The following is a 15,234-nucleotide window of genomic DNA, read 5'->3' on the forward strand; positions in this document are numbered from 1 at the left end:
CAGGAATCGCGGGTGCTCGTCAGACTTTGGTAACCACTTCTCACCCGGATCTCAGGGAGCGTCCGGATCCGGGGGCTACGACACCTCTTCCGCGGCCTTGTCCAGCTGGAACGCCTCGTTGCCGAGCCCGATCCGGGCGTGCGCCTCGGGATTGCGGGCCTTCAACAGCAGGCCCTGCACAAGGCCCGCCACCAGGGCGAGTCCGATGATGCCGGGCAGCAGCCAGCTCAGGGAGGAGCCCGGACCGGCGCCGACCAGGACGTCGAAGTCCTTGACCGTGTAGACGGCGATGACCAGCAGGGCGATCCCCGCGAGGACGGAGGTGGCAAGGCGCCAGGCCTGGGCGCCCGCGGCACCGCGCCGGACGAAGAAGGCGACCACGGAGGCGGAGGCGGCCGCCATCAGCACGATCACGCCGAGGGACCCGATGTTGCCGAACCAGGTGAACAGCTGCAGGATCGGCACGGTCGGGTCGCCGGTGGGCTTGTCGTCGGTGATCGCGAAGACGACCACGACCACCACGGACACGGCGGTCTGGAGCAGCGACCCGGTGCCGGGCGCGCCGTTCGCGCTGTTGGTGCGGCCGAACGCAGCGGGCAGCAGTCCCTCGCGGCCCATGGCGAAGGCGTAGCGGGCGACGACGTTGTGGAAGCTGAGCATGGCGGCGAACATGCCGGTCACGAACAGGACGTGCAGGACATCGGTGAACGTGCCGCCGAGGCGGGACTCGGTGAGGCCGAAGAGGAGCCCGGCGCTCTGCTTCTGGGACTCGGCGACGATGGCCGACGGGCCGGTGGCGACGGTGAGGGCCCAGCAACTGAGCGCGAAGAACACGGCGACGCCGCCGACGGCCAGGAACATCACGCGCGGCACCAGGATGTGCGGGCGGCTCGTCTCCTCGGCGTACACGGGCGCCTGCTCGAAGCCGAGGAAGGCCGCGATGCAGAAGCACAGGGCGGTGCCGACGCCGGCACCGCTGAGGGTGTCCGGGTTGAAGGCGTGCAGCGACAGGCCCTGGGCCGCCGGGTCGGTGACGGCGGCGATGTCGAAGACGACGACCAGGGCGACTTCGATGATCAGCAGGACGCCGAGCACGCGCGCGTTGACGTCGATCTTCAGCCAGCCCAGTGCGCCGACGACCAGGGCGGCCACCAGCGCGGGTATCCACCAGGCCACCGACAGGTCGGTGTAGGTGGCGAACAGGCCGGAGACCTCGAAGCCGAAGATGCCGTAGATGCCGACCTGGAGGGCGTTGTAGGCGACCAGGGCGACGAGGGCCGCGCCGGCTCCGGCCGTGGCGCCGAGGCCGCGGGAGATGTAGGCGTAGAAGGCGCCGGCGTTGTGGACGTGCCGGCTCATCTCGGCGTAGCCGACGCTGAACAGGACGAGAACGACGCCGAGGATGACGTAGAGCAGGGGCTGGCCGACGATCCCCATCACCGCGAATGTAGTGGGCATGACACCCGCTACCACCATGAGGGGAGCGGTCGCGGCGAGGACGGAGAGCAGCAGGCCCCCGGTGCCCAGGCGCCCGGCGCGCAGAGCGCGGTCCTGTCCCTTGAACGTACTGATGCCGTCGGCGGGCGGTCTGCTCGTACGGGAACTCTCGGTGGTCATAAGGGCCGTCCTTCTGGGGGTTAGGGGGTTCACACCGTGCCGAGCGCATGGTCTCGGGCGGCACGGAAGGCGGAGTAGGGCTCACGGTCCGGATAGGACCAGGGGGCCGGGGTGGGGCGTTCGCCGATGCGGTGGAAGAGGGCGGCGGCCTCGGCACCGCGGCCCTCGCAGACCTTCGCGTGGGCGAGGAAGTTGAGGTCCACCAGGCGGCGGGGGTGACCCTCGTGCTCCCATTCCAGCCACCAGTCGAAGGCGGACTTCATCACCTGCCGGGCCCGGCGTCCGGTCCAGTGCCCGGAGGCGGCGGGATCGCCCGGCTCGTGCCCGGCGGCGGCCAGGGCCCGGTAGCGCTCGGTGTGCGCGATGACCGGCAGGATGGCGAGCGGGGAGTCGGCGGGGGCCTGCTCGGCGGCCCAGTTCGCGAAGTCGTAGACCTCGTGCAGCGGGTCGGGACCCGTCCCGGCGCGGCGCTCGGCGAGCCGGGCGACCATCAGATGGTGGGCGTGGTGGTGGTCGGCGTGCCGTCGCCGGATCTCGCCGAAGACGTCGGCCACCTCGTCCGCCGCACCGAGGTCGCGCTCCAGCAGGAGCAGCCCGAGCCAGGGGGTGGGGTCGGCGGGCGCGAGCCGGGCCGCGGTCCGGCAGGCCTCGCGGGCGGGAGCGGGCTTCCCCTTGCCCCGCCGGACACTCTGGACCAGGGCGAGGGCGAGCAGCACGGCGGCGTCGGCGGAGTCCGGCTCGGCGACCAGCCAGTCCCGGGCCCAGGCGTGGCTGTACGGCTCCGCGGCGAGAACCGTGACCCGGTGGCCGCGCCGGTCCCACTCGTCTCCCGTCCGGGTGAGCAGTGTCCGGACCGCCTGCCATCTGCCCTGCGCCAACGCGGCGCGCGCGTCGATGAGTTCGGCGTCGTCAAGGGCCGCGTCGAAGGCCTGAGCGGCGCGTTTTCGGCCGCGGCCGAAGGGAGGTGGGGGCGGGGACACCGTGTGGGCTTTCCTCACGGAACATGGTTCGTGGTGGGTGGTGCGCAAGGGTTGCCCGGCTCGGCGCGGGCAGGCCGACAACCGATGTGGGCAGGCCGGCGGGCTGATTCGCACCGCCATCGATTGATCACGGACAGCCAACCCCCCACCTATGGTTTGCGTCAAGGGTCGAAGGCACGTTACACGCGTCAACTCTCCATACGCATGGGGAAGTTGTGACAGTCCGGTGCTGGTGGGACCGGGTCAAGACCCCACATCTGTGGCGTACGCCATGGCGCCCGCCTCCCGCGCACCGCACCATGGCGAGACCCCCCGCCCACCGTGAGGGCGCGGCGACCGCGTCGACGGCCGGAATGCGGGTACTCCCAGGAACAAGCCGGGTACTGGGACGCTACAGTCGGCGACTACCCCCGCTGCCCGGCCGGACGATCGAGGTACACAGCGTGTCGGTTCTGGTTCTGACTCTCGCCGTGAGTGCTGCCTGTTGCCTGGGCTTCGGCTTCGTGCTCCAGCAGAACGCGGCCCGTCAGGCCCCGCTGAGCGACTTCCTCTCGCCCCGGCTGCTCCTCGACCTCGTGAAGGTGCCGCGCTGGCTCGGCGGCATCGGGCTGATGGTGGCCGGCATGGTGCTGGGCGCGATCGCGCTGAGCCGGGGCGAGGTCTCCCTGGTCGAACCCCTCCTCGCCACGAACCTGCTCTTCGCCCTCGCCCTCTCCCGCAGGCAGACCCGGCAGCCGCTGGGCCGCCAGGGCTGGGCGGGCCTCGCACTGCTCGCGGGCGGGGTGAGCGCGTTCATCGTGGCGGGCGAGCCCCGCGGCGGCGCGGCGGTCACCGATCCCTTCCGGCACTGGCTGATCATCGGCGCGATGACCGGCCTCGCCCTGCTGCTCACCACCTACGCCAAGCGCTCCCGCCTCGGCTCCGGCCCGGTCCTGCTGGCCCTGGCGGCCGGTCTGCTGTACGGCGTCCAGGACGCCCTCACCCGGGTCAGCGGCCAGCGCTTCTCCGAGGGCGGCCTCGCCGAACTGCTGACCGGCTGGCAGCCGTACGCCGTGCTGGCTCTCGGTGTCACCGGGCTCGTCCTGGTGCAGAGCGCGTTCGAGACCGCGCCGCTGCGGATGTCGCTGCCCGCGCTGACCGCGGCCCAGCCGCTCGCCGGGATCGTCTGCGGGGTGGGCTTCCTCGGCGACCGGCTGCACACCGACACCGGCGCGCTGACCTGGGAGGCGCTGGGGCTCGCGGCCGTCGTCACGGGCATCGTGCTGCTGGGGATGCACCCCGCGATGCCCTGTGGAGCCGCCCAGTCGGAACCTGCGCGGAACCTCCAGCCGAGCTGACGCGTGCCCCTGCTTGGATGGGGGGCATGAGCGCTGCTGACGAGATCCTCGACATCGTCGACGAGAACGACGTCGTCGTCACCCGGTCCCCGCGCGGCAGGGCCTACGCCGAGGGGCTGCGCCACCGCTGCGTCTTCATCCAGGCCAGGGACGCCGAGGGCCGCCTCTTCGTCCACCGCCGCACGCCCACCAAGCTGGTCTTCCCGTCCCTCTACGACATGTTCGTCGGCGGGGTGGTCGGTGCGGGCGAGTCCTACGACGAGGCGGCCCTGCGCGAGGCCGAGGAGGAACTGGGCGTGAGCGGACTTCCGCGCCCGGAGTACCTCTTCAAGTTCTTCTACGACGACGGGGCCGGCCAGACCTGGTGGTCGGCCGTCTACCAGGTGCGCTGCGAGCTCCCGGTGAGCCCCCAGGTGGAGGAGGTCGCCTGGCACGACTTCCTGACGGAGGACGAGGTGGAGGCACGGCTCGGGGAGTGGGAGTGGGTGCCGGACGGGCTGGCGGCGTACGAGCGGTTGCGGGGGTACCGGGCGAAGGGCTGACCTGGCTCGGTCGGGCTCGGTGAGGTTCGTCGGGCTCGGTCGGGTCCGATGGATGCCGACCGGGGTTGACTGCCGCCGGAGCCCTGAGCCCTGGGAACACGCGTGGCCGGACCGGCGGTCGACGCCGCTGACGACACTCTCACCATCCGCCCCCGATAGGCTCGTGCGCGTGATCGATTTCGCACGGAACGTCCGCGTCTGGTTCGCCCCCGAGGAGATCCGGCAGGAAGGCCGTACCCCCGACTACCGGTTCTCGCTGGCCAATGAACGCACCTTTCTGGCCTGGTTGCGGACCGCGCTCGCCCTGATCGGCGGCGGTTTCGCCGTGGACCAGTTCCTGCCCGACCTGCGCTGGGGCTGGCGGGTCGGGCTGGCGCTCGCACTGCTCGCGGCGGGGGTGCTCTGCTCGCTGCGGGCCGTCAACCACTGGGTGCGGTGCGAGCGGGCCATGCGGCGGGGGGAGGACCTGCCGACGTCACGGTTCCCGGCCCTGCTGAGCCTGGTGGTCGCGGTCGTCGCCGTGGCCATGGTGTTCGTCGTGCTCGTCGGGTGGGAGGGGTGAGCGAGGGCGCCGCCGTGGAGCGCGACCCGGGTCTCCAGCCGGAACGCACCCGGCTCGCCTGGCGCCGTACGACCCTGTCGGCCACCGCGTGTGCCGTGCTCGGCGCGAAGACCGCCCTGCACGGCGGGTCGTCCCCCGCGAACCTCGTCGCCTGCACCCTGTGCTGCGTCCTGTGGCTGGGCTTCCTCTACCTCGCCCACCACCGCATCCACACCCTGGCATCGACCGGCAGACCGCCCGCCCTCACCCCGGGCCACGCCACGGCAGCGGCCCTGTGCACGATGGCGCTGGCAGCGTGCGGGGCGGCGCTGGTGCTTTGAGCCGGCGCCGGGGTCTGGTGGGGGGCTGGTGGGCCCCGGGCCCGGTGGGGGGGGGCGGTGCGGGCGGGCGGCGGCCTCGCGGGTGGCGGGCCTGGTGAGTGGCGGGCCTGGTGGGTGGCGGTGCTCGCGGGCCCCGGGCCTGGAGGGTGCCGGTGCTCGCGAGCGGCGGGCCTGGTGGGCGGCCGTTCCGGTAGGCGCCAGTTCCGGCAGGCGTCCGTTCCGGTAGGCGGCCGTTCCGGTAGGCGGCCGTTCCGGTCGTGCGGGGCAGGGCGGTGTCGGGGCCGCGCCGCGCGTGCCGAATCTGCCGATATGCACCCCTCCCGTGGCAGCCTGGCCGTCGACATCGCCCGTCGCTTCGAAGCCGAAGGTGAGCCGCATGACCACCCTTCACCACGAACACGCCTCCCACACGCACACCCACGGCAGGGACTGCGGTCACACCGAGGTGCCGCACGAGGACCACGTCGACTACGCGCACGACGGGCATCTGCACCGCGAGCACGAGAGCCACTGGGACGAGTGCGAGCCCGGTGAGCACGTCCTGCACGACGCCCACGAGCACCGGCACGGCCAGGACTGCGGACACGAGAGCGTCCTGCACGGCGACCACGTCGACTACCTCCACGACGGCCACCGGCACGCCGCCCACGAGGGCCACTGGGACGACCACTGACCTGACCGAGAGCGCACCGCCGACAGCTCCCCGCCGCACCGGGCGGGGAGCTGTCGGCCTATCGTGTGCCGGATCACGTTCACCGTCCCCCCTGGACGGCATACCGACCAGTCGGCATGATGGTCGTACCCGTTCACGCGCGCGTAAGGAGCCCCGATGAGCCCCGATCATCCGCCAGGACTCGATCTCGACCGGCTGCGCGGACTGCTCGACCGCGAGCGGCCCGGCCTGGTGCACGGTCCCCTGACCGGCCGGCTGATCGAGGGCGGACGGTCGAACCTCACGTACGCGGTGTCGGACGGCACGTCGAAGTGGGTCGTACGCCGGCCCCCGCTGGGCCATGTCCTGGCCACCGCGCACGACATGAAGCGCGAGCACCGGGTCATCAGCGCCCTGCACCCCACGGACGTACCGGTGCCGAAACCGGTCCTGCTGTGCGAGGACCCCGAGAACGAGGCGGCGCCCGGGTCGCCCTTCTACGTCATGGAGTTCGTCGAAGGCACCCCGTACCGCACCGCCGACCAGCTCGCCCCGCTCGGCCCGCAGCGCACCCGCGACGCCGTGCTGTCCCTCGTCGACACGCTCGTCGAGCTGCACGCGGTGGACCCCACCGAGGTGGGCCTCGCGGACTTCGGCCGCCCCGAGGGCTTCCTGGACCGCCAGCTGCGCCGCTGGGGCAAGCAGTTGGACGCCTCCCGCAACCGCGACCTGGCCGGCATCGACGAGCTGCACGCGGCGCTCGGCCGCCGGCTGCCCGAGTCCCCGGCGGCCACGGTCGTGCACGGCGACTACCGGCTCGACAACGTCCTGCTGGGCGACGACGACCGGATCAAGGCGATTCTCGACTGGGAGATGTCGACCCTCGGCGACCCGCTCACCGACCTCGGCCTGCTGGTGATGTACAGCATGCCGCTGGGCACGCCCGACTCCCCGGTCTCCACGACCGCCGAGGCCGCCGGGCACCCGGATCCGGCCGAACTGATCGCGCGGTACGCCGAGCGCTCCGGGCGGGACGTGACGGCGGTGTCCTGGTACACGGCGTTCGCGTGGTTCAAGCTCGCCGTGATCCTCGAGGGCATCCACTACCGCTACACCCTGGGCCAGACGGTCGGCGGCGGCTTCGACCGCATCGGCGACCTGGTCCCGGTCTTCATCCAGCACGGTCTGACCACGCTTCACGACGGCATCCAGGAAGGCTGATCCGCATGGACTTCGCGTTCGACGCGCGCACCGAGGAGCTGCGCGCCAAGCTGCTCGCCTTCATGGACGAGTACGTCTACCCCGCCGAGCCGGTCGCGGAGGAGCAGCGCGCGCAGCTGGCCTCGCCGTGGGACACCCCGGCCGTGGTGGAGGAGCTGAAGACCGAGGCCCGCCGCCAGGGCCTGTGGAACCTCTTCCTGCCCGACCCGGCGTACGGCGCCGGACTGACCAACCTCCAGTACGCCCCGCTCGCGGAGATCACCGGCCGCTCCCCGCAGCTCGCGCCCACCGCGCTGAACTGCGCGGCGCCCGACACCGGCAACATGGAGGTGCTGACCCAGTTCGCCGACGAGCAGCAGAAGAAGCAGTGGCTGGAACCGCTGCTGGCAGGTGAGATCCGCTCGGCGTTCGCGATGACGGAGCCGGAGGTCGCGTCCTCCGACGCCACCAACATCACCACCTACATCGAGCGGGACGGCGACGAGTACGTCGTCACGGGCCGCAAGTGGTACATCTCCGGGGCGATGAACCCGGACTGCAAGATCTTCATCGTGATGGGCAAGACGGACCCGGACGGCGAGGACATCCGCCGCCAGCAGTCCATGATCCTGGTGCCCCGTGACACCCCTGGTGTCACCGTCAAGCGCGCGATGCAGGTCTTCGGCTACGAGGACCACTCCCACGGCGGCCACGCCGAGGTGGTCTTCGACCACGCGCGCGTACCGGCCGCGAACCTGGTCGGCGAGGAGGGCGGCGGCTTCGCCATCGCCCAGGCCCGTCTCGGACCGGGCCGGATCCACCACTGCATGCGGCTCATCGGCATGGCCGAGCGGGCGATCGAGCTGATGTGCCGGCGGGCGGTCTCCCGGTCGGCCTTCGGCAAGGCGCTGGCCCAGCAGGGCGTGGTGCACAACTGGATCGCCGACGCGCGCGTGACCGTGGAGCAACTGCGGCTGCTGGTGCTGAAGACGGCCTGGCTGATGGACACGGTCGGCAACAGGGGCGCCCACACCGAGATCCAGTCCATCAAGATCGCCACGCCGCGTGCGGTGGTCGACGTCATCGACCGGGCGATCCAGCTGCACGGCGCGGGCGGCGTCAGCCAGGACTTCCCGCTGGCCGAGCTGTACGCCGGCGCCCGCACCCTGATGATCGCGGACGGCCCGGACGAGGTACACCAACGGTCGCTGGCGCGGCGGGAGTTGAAGAAGTACCTCTGACGATCCTGTAAGGCGGGCCTGAAACACGGGCCGGTGACGAGGCAAGGGCTGGAGAGGCGCACCCGCCCCTCCAGCCCTGGTTCCCCCGATTTCCCCCGCGGTGACGTCAGTTGGGTGTGGACGCGCTCAGCGTCCAGCCCTGGCGGCACGTGTGCCCGAAGACGCCCACGTCGCAGCCCTCGACGCGGAACGTGTAGGACCCCGTGGTGCGTTGCAGCACCCGCACCCGGCCGGACGTCCCGCCGCCCACCTCGCGCTGCGTACCGTTCGGGTCGGCGGCGCTGGTGTAGCGGATCAGGAACCTGTCGTAGCGGTACGGCGATGTCGTGTTCCAGTTGAAGTAGGCGTAGCCGCCGTCCTCCCAGGCCGCCACGACCATGTTCTGTCCCTGCCGCGGCGACCAGGTGACGTTGCCGTAGTCGAAGTACTGGCGCTTGCCGGCGTAGACGCCGTTCAGGTAGACGTCCTTGGTGTAGCTCCTCGGGCAGCCCAGCCAGCCGCCGGCCCCGCCGAGGGCGTTCCAACGCCCGTTGATGTGCGCCTCGTTGACCGCGATGCCGCACGCGGCAGCCCGGGCCTGCGACGGCGCCGCCGAGGTCTGCGCCGCGGCCGGTACCGCGGCGGCGGTGCCCAGCGCGAGCAGCGAGCCCAGCACGACGCCGGTCAGGCGTCGGTTCAGTGTCAGCATGGTTCGTTCTCCCCCGTAGTCCCTGCTTTCCTGCCATGAGCATCGCGCCCTCAGCGGCCGGGAGTTGAGAGGGAACGGCCGGGCGGTCCCCGGAACCTCTCCCGGGTGGACCGGGAACCGTTCCCATGACACCCGGGCGGCCGAACCGGGACCATGAGGGCATGAAGGACGGGCGGGGGCGAAACCGGCGGCGCACGGTGGCGGCGTATGCCCTGCTGGGCCTCGCACTCGCCCAAGTGACGGCCGGGGCCGTGATGTTGGTGATGGCGGACGTCCCGGCACGGGACCTGGTCCGCTACGACATGGTCGTCGACCTGGCCGTGGGTTTCGCCTACCCCGTCTGCGGCACGGTGATCGCGCTGCACCGCCCGCGCAACCCCATCGGCTGGCTGCTGATCGGGTACGGCCTGGGTCACGCGTTCACGGGTCTGTCGATCGGTCTGGGTGTCGAGGGGCTGCGGCTGGGATGGTCCCCCGAACTGCTGCGCGCGGTCGTCACGACCGGGCGGCACACCTGGATCATCGGCAGCTCGTGGGCGTTCGTCTTCGTGTTCTTCCTGTTTCCCGACGGACGGCTGCCCGACCGTCGCTGGCGTTGGGTCCTGGCGCTGCAACTGCTGTCCTCGCCGCTCGACTTCGCGGTCTGGGCGCGGGACGACTGGGGGCTGTTCCTCGGCACGCCGGCCGCACCCTCGTACCTTCCGGCTCCTGAGGGCTGGCTGCCCGTGCTCAGACACGTGGAGACCGCGAAGGCCTGTCTGGTGCTGACCGCCGTGTTCGCCGCCATGACCATGCGCTACCGGCGCGGCGGGGAGCAGGACCGGCGCCGGCTGCTGTGGCTGATCGCCGGGATGACACCGCTGGCGCTGAGCGTGCTGCTGCAGATCTTCGGTTTTCCCGCGGTCTACACGTCGTGCTGCACCCTGTTCCTGCCGGCCGCCATCGTGATCGCCGTGGTCCGCCACGAGCTGCTCGACATCCGTGTCGTCGTCTCCCGGAGCCTGCTGTACGGCGCGCTCACCCTCGGCGTGATCGCCGCCTACGTCGGCCTGGTCGCCTTCGTGCAGTCCCAGCTCGCCCCGCTGCCCGAACTGCTCGGCCCGGCCCTCGTCACGGTCACCCTCGCAGTCGCCTTCGAGCCCGCCCGGCGAGGACTCCAGCGCATGGTCGACCGGGCCCTGTACGGCGAGCGGCACGATCCTGTACGCGTGGTCTCCCGCATCGGCAAGCGGCTCGCGGGGACCGGGGTGGGTGCGGTGCCGGAGGCGGTGGGCGAGGCGCTGCGGGTGCCGTACGCGCGCGTCGACTCCAGGTCGGGGACGGGGAGCGGGAGCTGGGGAGTCCCGGCGGGGGCCGTGCACACCGTCCCGCTGGACTACGACGGCCACGACGTCGGCGAGCTGGTGGTCGGCCTGCGCCCCGGGGAGCAGCAGCCGGCCCCGGCGGATCTGGCCGTCCTGGAGCTGCTCGCGGTTCCGCTCGCGGCGGCGTTGTACGCGACCGACCTGACCCGGCAGTTGCAGGTGTCCCGGGAACGGATCGTCGCCGCGCAGGAGGAGGAACGGCGGCGCATCCGCCGCGATCTGCACGACGGGCTCGGTCCGACGCTCGCCGGAGCGGCCTTCCAGGTGGACGCGGTGGGCAACCTGCTGGCGTTCGACCAGGAGCGGGCGCTCGGTCTGCTGGCCGAGCTGCGGGCCGAGATCGGCGGCGCGGTCGGGGAGGTCCGGCGTCTGGTGGACGGGCTCAGGCCGCCGGACCTGGACCAGCTGGGGCTCCTCGGCGCCCTGCGGGAACGTGCCGCCTGGCTGTCCTGCCGTGCCGACGGCACCCCGCTGCAGGTGCGGATCCAGGCCCCCGACCGGCTGCCGGTGCTGCCCGCCGCCGTGGAGGTGGCCGCCTACCGGATCGCGGTCGAGGCCCTCACCAACGCCGCCCGGCACGCCCGCGCCTCGCGCGTGGACCTGCGCATCGGGATCGGTGACGGCCTGTGGCTGGAGGTGTGCGACGACGGCACGCCCGCTGCCGGGGATCCACCGTGGCAGGCGGGTGTGGGCATCACGTCGATGCAGGAACGCGCGGCGGAACTCGGCGGTCGCTGCACGGCGGGCCGAGGACGGGTGACGGCGAGGCTGCCGCTGTGAGGGACGGTGCAATGACACGGCATGCGCAGGACCGGACGGACCCGGGTGGCGACGACGCGACACGCGCCGACACGCCGCCCGGCGCCCGGGAGACCGAGGTCCCGGCGGGGAGCCGGGACGGCGGCCCGGAGAACAGCGATGCGCTGCGGGTGGTGCTGGCCGATGACCACCCCGTGGTGCGTACGGGTCTTGCCGCACTGCTCGAGTCGGTGCGGGACGGGAGCCCGCGGGTCCGGGTCGTCGGTGTGGCGGCCAGTGGGCGCGAGGCCGTACGGGCCGCGGTGACACTGCGCCCCCACGTCATGGTGATGGACATCCGGATGCCGGATCAGAACGGCATCGAGGCGACGCGGGAGATCGGCCGGGTCGCCCCGTCGGTGGCGGTGCTGATGCTGACCATGGTCGAGGAGGACGACTCGGTGTTCGCGGCGATGCGGGCCGGTGCCCGCGGCTACGTCCTCAAGGGTGCGGGGCAGGACGAGATCGTCCGGGCGATCCGGGCGGTGGCCGCCGGCGAGGCGATCTTCGGGCCCGGGGTGGCGCGGCGCGTGCTCGGGCAGCTCGGCCGTCCGCAGCCGCAGATCGATCCGTGTCCGACGCTCACCCCGCGGGAACGGGACGTGCTGACGCTGATCGCCGACGGACAGCCCAACTCGGTGGTGGCCGCCCGGCTCGGCCTCTCCCCCAAGACGGTCAGCAACCACACCTCCGCGGTCCTGACGAAACTGGGCGTCGCCGACCGCGCCGGGGCGGCGGCGTGGGCCCGCGAGGCCGGACTGGGCCCCACGCCCGACGAGTAGCGCGGACGTTACGGCCGCAGGGCCCTCAGCAGCAGGTCGGCCAGGTGGTCGGCGACCTGCTGCGGGCTCATGGGTCCGTCCGGGCGGTACCAGGTCGACAGGTGGTGGACGGAGCCGAAGTGGTAGTCCACGACGAGGTCGGCCGGGGTCGCCTTGGAGAAGACGCCCGCGTCCTGGCCCTCCTCGATGAGCGCACGGAACCGCTCATGGTACTTCCGCCGCTCGGCGCGCACCTGCTTGTTCTTCTCCGGGCTGAGGTGGTGCATGGACCGGAAGAAGATCATCGCGTCGTCGAGGTTGTCGATCGTGGTGACGACGACGTCGGCGGCCGCCGCCCGCACGCGCTTCTCGATCGGCTCGTCTGCGTTCGCGAGCGCGTCGAGGCGCTCCTGCTGGACGCGCAGCACGCGCGCGTACACCTCGTGCAGGAGGTCGTCCTTGGAACCGAAGTAGTGGTACAGCGCTCCCTTGGTGACGCCGGCCGCCTCGACGATCTCCTGCACGGAGGTGCGGTCGTAGCCCTGTTCGGCGAAGAGCCGGGTGGCGGCGGCCAGCAGCCGCTGCGGGACGGGCGTACCGTCTCCGTCCGTCGTCCTGGGCACTGTGCCGCCACCTGCTTTCCGTGAGGTCATGCGCTGTTCTGCGGTGGGGAACGGAGTTCCCGACGGAGGATCTTCCCACTGGCCGTCTTCGGCAAGTCGGGCAGGATCTCCACCTGCCGCGGGTATTTGTAAGCCGCCAGTCTCTCCTTGCAGTAGGCGGCGAGCGCATCGGGGTCGGTTTCGGCACCCGGACGGAGGCTGATGTACGCCTTGACGGTCTCTCCGCGGTACCCGTCGGGCACCCCGACGACGGCCGCCTCGCGCACCGCCGGATGGGTGTACAGCACGTCCTCGACCTCGCGCGGCCACACCTTGAAGCCGGACGCGTTGATCATGTCCTTCTTGCGGTCGACGACGTACAGCCAGCCCTCGGGGTCCATGAACCCGATGTCGCCCGTGCGCAGTTCGCCGTCCGGGAAGGTCTCGGCGGTCGCGTCGGGCCGCCGCCAGTAGCCGGGCACGACCTGGGGCCCGCGCACGACGATCTCGCCCTGCTCCCCGAAGGGCACCTCGACGCCGCTGTCGTCGACGATCCGTACGACCGTGTCGGGCCCCGGCACGCCCACGGCCAGCGTCCCGGACACCGGGTCGACGGGCGCCTCCCGCTCCGGCGGCACGGAGGCGCAGGGCGCGGTGCACTCGGTCAGCCCGTAGCCGTTGCGGATGTACGGCCCGAAGCCGGCCCGGAACTTCTCCACCAGGGCGGGCGGCAGCGGTGCCCCGCCCGAGGAGATGTTGACGAACGACGAGAAGTGCTCGCGGGTGACGTCCGGGTGCGCGGCCAGCGCCATGAACGCGGTCGAGGGGCCGACCGTGTAGTGCGGCCGGTGCTCGGCGAAGGCCTCCAGGACCACGCCCGCCTCGAAGCGGTACGCCAGCACGAGCGTGCCCACGCTGTTCAGACACGCCCCGAGCTCGCAGACCATCCCGGTGATGTGGAACAGCGGCGCCATCGCGAAGTACACGGGGGCCTCGGGCAGCAGGAGACCGGTCCGCTGCCGCTCGGCGTTGTACATGATGTTGCCGTGCGTGTTGGTGGCGCCCTTGGGGGTGCCGCTGGTGCCCGAGGTGTAGCTGATCAGCGCGATGTCGGCGGGCCCGGGATCGCGGCCGTCCGGCGCCTTGTGCCCGGCGCGGGCGACCTCGGTCAGATCGTCGGCGTCCTCGGCCCGCGGCTGCCGCTCGAAGCCGAGCACGCGTGCGTCCCCGCGGGTCTGGAAGTCCAGCTCGCACCCGGTGAGCACGATCCGCACCGTCGAGTCGGCGGCCGTCTCGCGCAGATACGACTCCCAGGCCCGGTCGGAGCAGATCAGCGCGACCGCCTCGCCGTCCCGCAGCACATGCCGTACCTCCCCCGACTTGTACATGGGGTTGACCGGCACCACGGTGGCGCCCGCCTTCCAGGCACCGAGCAGCGCGACGACGAAGTGCGGCGAGTTCTGCAGCAGGACCGCCACCCGGTCCCCGGGTTCCAGTCCACGGGCCGCGAGGTGCCCGGCGACGGAGTCACTGAGCTCGTCGACCTCGCGATAGCTGAGCCGGCCGTCGAAGTAGGCCAGGAAGGGCCGCTCGGGCTCCTCGGCGACGGCCCGGCGAAGGGCGTGCACCAGCGAGTCGGCGGGTTCGATCGGGCCACGCTGGGCCTCGCTGAGCAGTCCCAGCCAGGGCTTGGCCGCGTATCGGGAGTCGGTCACCGCGTCTCCTCCCACTTCTGCTGGATGTGGTTCATGCCGGCCAGCCATCGGTCGGGGTCGGTGGCCCGCGCCTGGTAGTACGCGGCGACCTCGGGGTGCGGCAGGATCAGGAAGCGGTCCTCCTCGATCCCCCGGAACAGCGCCTCGGCCACGTCCTCCGGTTCCACTGCGGTCGGCTTGAGGACCAGGTCCCCGGCGCTGCCGGTGGCGGCCAGCATGTCGGTGCGCACGCCCTGCGGACAGATCGCGTGCACCTTGATCCCGCGGTGGCGGTAGGTGAGCGACAGGTACTCGGCGAACGCGAGCGCCCCGTGCTTGGTGACGGCGTAGGGGGCGGCCCCGATCATGGTCAGCAGCCCGGCGGCGGACACCGTGGACACGAACCGCCCGCTCCCCCGCTCCAGCCACCCGGGCAGCAGCGCGTGGGCGGCCCTCACGTGGGCCATGACGTTGACGTCCCAGGAGGCCGCCCAGGCGTTCTCGTCGAGCGGCTCGTCGGCGTTCCCGCCTCCGAAGGCGACACCGGCGTTGGCGCAGTAGACGTCGACGACACCGTTCAGGGCGTCGCGAGCGTCGGAGACCACGTCGGAGGCGTCCCCGGCGACGGCGATCCCGCCGATCTCCTCGGCCACGGCCTTGGCCCGTCCGGCATCCAGGTCGTTGACGACGACCCGGGCCCCTTCAGCGGCGAACCGCCGCGCAAGCGCAGCCCCGATGCCACCTCCCGCTCCGGTGACAACCACTCCGGCATCGTGCAGGGCTTCCACCATCGGTCTCCTTCGACTACGGCTCGACTGCAGGCCCAGACTAACCGGTCGGTATGTTCATGGAAAGGGTGAGCGAAACCTACCCAGG

The 15,234-nt window shown here is 72.0% G+C and carries 15 protein-coding genes; 9 read left to right on the plus strand and 6 right to left on the minus strand.

Annotated elements, in window-relative coordinates; all coding sequences use genetic code 11:
• Nucleotides 1-75 precede the first annotated feature (75 nt).
• Together OHT57_RS10610 and OHT57_RS10615 are read right to left on the minus strand one after the other, a co-directional pair.
• On the minus strand, nt 76-1,617 hold the full coding sequence (locus OHT57_RS10610) for an APC family permease (protein ID WP_328745873.1): 1,542 nt from the start codon (nt 1,615-1,617) through the stop codon (nt 76-78).
• 29 nt (nt 1,618-1,646) lie between these two features.
• On the minus strand, nt 1,647-2,597 hold the full coding sequence (locus tag OHT57_RS10615) for a hypothetical protein (protein ID WP_328745874.1): 951 nt from the start codon (nt 2,595-2,597) through the stop codon (nt 1,647-1,649).
• 443 nt (nt 2,598-3,040) lie between these two features.
• Here OHT57_RS10615 and OHT57_RS10620 point away from each other — a divergent pair, with 443 nt between their 5' ends.
• The 7 genes from OHT57_RS10620 (at nt 3,041) to OHT57_RS10650 (ending at nt 8,451) form a co-directional block, all read left to right on the plus strand.
• On the plus strand, nt 3,041-3,934 hold the full coding sequence (locus OHT57_RS10620; protein ID WP_328745875.1) for a DMT family transporter: 894 nt from the start codon (nt 3,041-3,043) through the stop codon (nt 3,932-3,934).
• 26 nt (nt 3,935-3,960) lie between these two features.
• Entirely contained in the window at nt 3,961-4,476 is a 516-nt protein-coding gene (locus OHT57_RS10625) for an NUDIX domain-containing protein (RefSeq protein ID WP_328745877.1), read from the plus strand.
• Between the two features lie 169 nt (nt 4,477-4,645).
• The gene (locus OHT57_RS10630; protein WP_328745878.1) at nt 4,646-5,038 is read left to right on the plus strand and encodes a YidH family protein; all 393 of its coding nucleotides are present in this window, start codon (nt 4,646-4,648) and stop codon (nt 5,036-5,038) included.
• On the plus strand, nt 5,035-5,358 hold the full coding sequence (locus OHT57_RS10635) for a DUF202 domain-containing protein (protein ID WP_328745880.1): 324 nt from the start codon (nt 5,035-5,037) through the stop codon (nt 5,356-5,358). The genes OHT57_RS10630 and OHT57_RS10635 overlap by 4 nt, the downstream gene beginning before the upstream one ends.
• Nucleotides 5,359-5,734: 376 nt before the next feature.
• A complete protein-coding gene (locus OHT57_RS10640; RefSeq protein ID WP_328745881.1) occupies nt 5,735-6,031 on the plus strand; it encodes a hypothetical protein in 297 nt (98 codons plus the stop codon).
• Between the two features lie 156 nt (nt 6,032-6,187).
• Entirely contained in the window at nt 6,188-7,231 is a 1,044-nt protein-coding gene (locus tag OHT57_RS10645) for a phosphotransferase family protein (protein ID WP_328745882.1), read from the plus strand.
• Between the two features lie 5 nt (nt 7,232-7,236).
• On the plus strand, nt 7,237-8,451 hold the full coding sequence (locus tag OHT57_RS10650) for an acyl-CoA dehydrogenase family protein (protein ID WP_328745883.1): 1,215 nt from the start codon (nt 7,237-7,239) through the stop codon (nt 8,449-8,451).
• Nucleotides 8,452-8,557: 106 nt separating this feature from the next.
• Here OHT57_RS10650 and OHT57_RS10655 read toward each other — a convergent pair whose 3' ends face one another.
• Complete coding sequence (locus tag OHT57_RS10655; protein WP_328745884.1) at nt 8,558-9,139, minus strand: hypothetical protein; 582 nt, start codon at nt 9,137-9,139, stop codon at nt 8,558-8,560.
• Nucleotides 9,140-9,300: 161 nt separating this feature from the next.
• Here OHT57_RS10655 and OHT57_RS10660 point away from each other — a divergent pair, with 161 nt between their 5' ends.
• Together OHT57_RS10660 and OHT57_RS10665 are read left to right on the plus strand one after the other, a co-directional pair.
• Nucleotides 9,301-11,283, plus strand: a complete 1,983-nt coding sequence (locus OHT57_RS10660; RefSeq protein WP_328745885.1) for a sensor histidine kinase — start codon at nt 9,301-9,303, stop codon at nt 11,281-11,283.
• Nucleotides 11,284-11,294: 11 nt separating this feature from the next.
• Entirely contained in the window at nt 11,295-12,083 is a 789-nt protein-coding gene (locus OHT57_RS10665) for a response regulator transcription factor (RefSeq protein WP_328745886.1), read from the plus strand.
• 8 nt (nt 12,084-12,091) lie between these two features.
• Here the strand turns inward: OHT57_RS10665 and OHT57_RS10670 are convergent, their stop codons facing one another.
• The 3 genes from OHT57_RS10670 to OHT57_RS10680 are packed head-to-tail and all read right to left on the minus strand — an operon-like array spanning nt 12,092 to nt 15,149.
• Nucleotides 12,092-12,685, minus strand: coding sequence for a TetR/AcrR family transcriptional regulator (locus OHT57_RS10670; protein WP_328745887.1), 594 nt, complete (start codon nt 12,683-12,685; stop codon nt 12,092-12,094).
• Between the two features lie 26 nt (nt 12,686-12,711).
• The gene (locus tag OHT57_RS10675) at nt 12,712-14,379 is read right to left on the minus strand and encodes a class I adenylate-forming enzyme family protein (protein WP_328745888.1); all 1,668 of its coding nucleotides are present in this window, start codon (nt 14,377-14,379) and stop codon (nt 12,712-12,714) included.
• Nucleotides 14,376-15,149: an SDR family oxidoreductase gene (locus OHT57_RS10680; RefSeq protein WP_328745889.1), complete on the minus strand. Its 774-nt coding sequence runs from the start codon at nt 15,147-15,149 to the stop codon at nt 14,376-14,378. The genes OHT57_RS10675 and OHT57_RS10680 overlap by 4 nt, the downstream gene beginning before the upstream one ends.
• Nucleotides 15,150-15,234: the final 85 nt, after the last annotated feature.

The sequence above is a fragment of the Streptomyces sp. NBC_00285 genome (assembly GCF_036174265.1).
Taxonomy (GTDB): Bacteria; Actinomycetota; Actinomycetes; order Streptomycetales; family Streptomycetaceae; genus Streptomyces.

Excerpts from the sequence above, each read along its gene's own strand:
- OHT57_RS10680 (WP_328745889.1), bottom strand. The coding sequence starts at position 15,149 with ATGGTGGAAGCCCTGCACGATGCCGGAGTGGTTGTCACCGGAGCGGGA.
- OHT57_RS10665 (WP_328745886.1), top strand. The coding sequence starts at position 11,295 with ATGACACGGCATGCGCAGGACCGGACGGACCCGGGTGGCGACGACGCG.
- OHT57_RS10610 (WP_328745873.1), bottom strand. The coding sequence starts at position 1,617 with ATGACCACCGAGAGTTCCCGTACGAGCAGACCGCCCGCCGACGGCATC.
- OHT57_RS10625 (WP_328745877.1), top strand. The coding sequence starts at position 3,961 with ATGAGCGCTGCTGACGAGATCCTCGACATCGTCGACGAGAACGACGTC.
- OHT57_RS10655 (WP_328745884.1), bottom strand. The coding sequence starts at position 9,139 with ATGCTGACACTGAACCGACGCCTGACCGGCGTCGTGCTGGGCTCGCTG.
- OHT57_RS10640 (WP_328745881.1), top strand. The coding sequence starts at position 5,735 with ATGACCACCCTTCACCACGAACACGCCTCCCACACGCACACCCACGGC.
- OHT57_RS10645 (WP_328745882.1), top strand. The coding sequence starts at position 6,188 with ATGAGCCCCGATCATCCGCCAGGACTCGATCTCGACCGGCTGCGCGGA.
- OHT57_RS10650 (WP_328745883.1), top strand. The coding sequence starts at position 7,237 with ATGGACTTCGCGTTCGACGCGCGCACCGAGGAGCTGCGCGCCAAGCTG.
- OHT57_RS10660 (WP_328745885.1), top strand. The coding sequence starts at position 9,301 with ATGAAGGACGGGCGGGGGCGAAACCGGCGGCGCACGGTGGCGGCGTAT.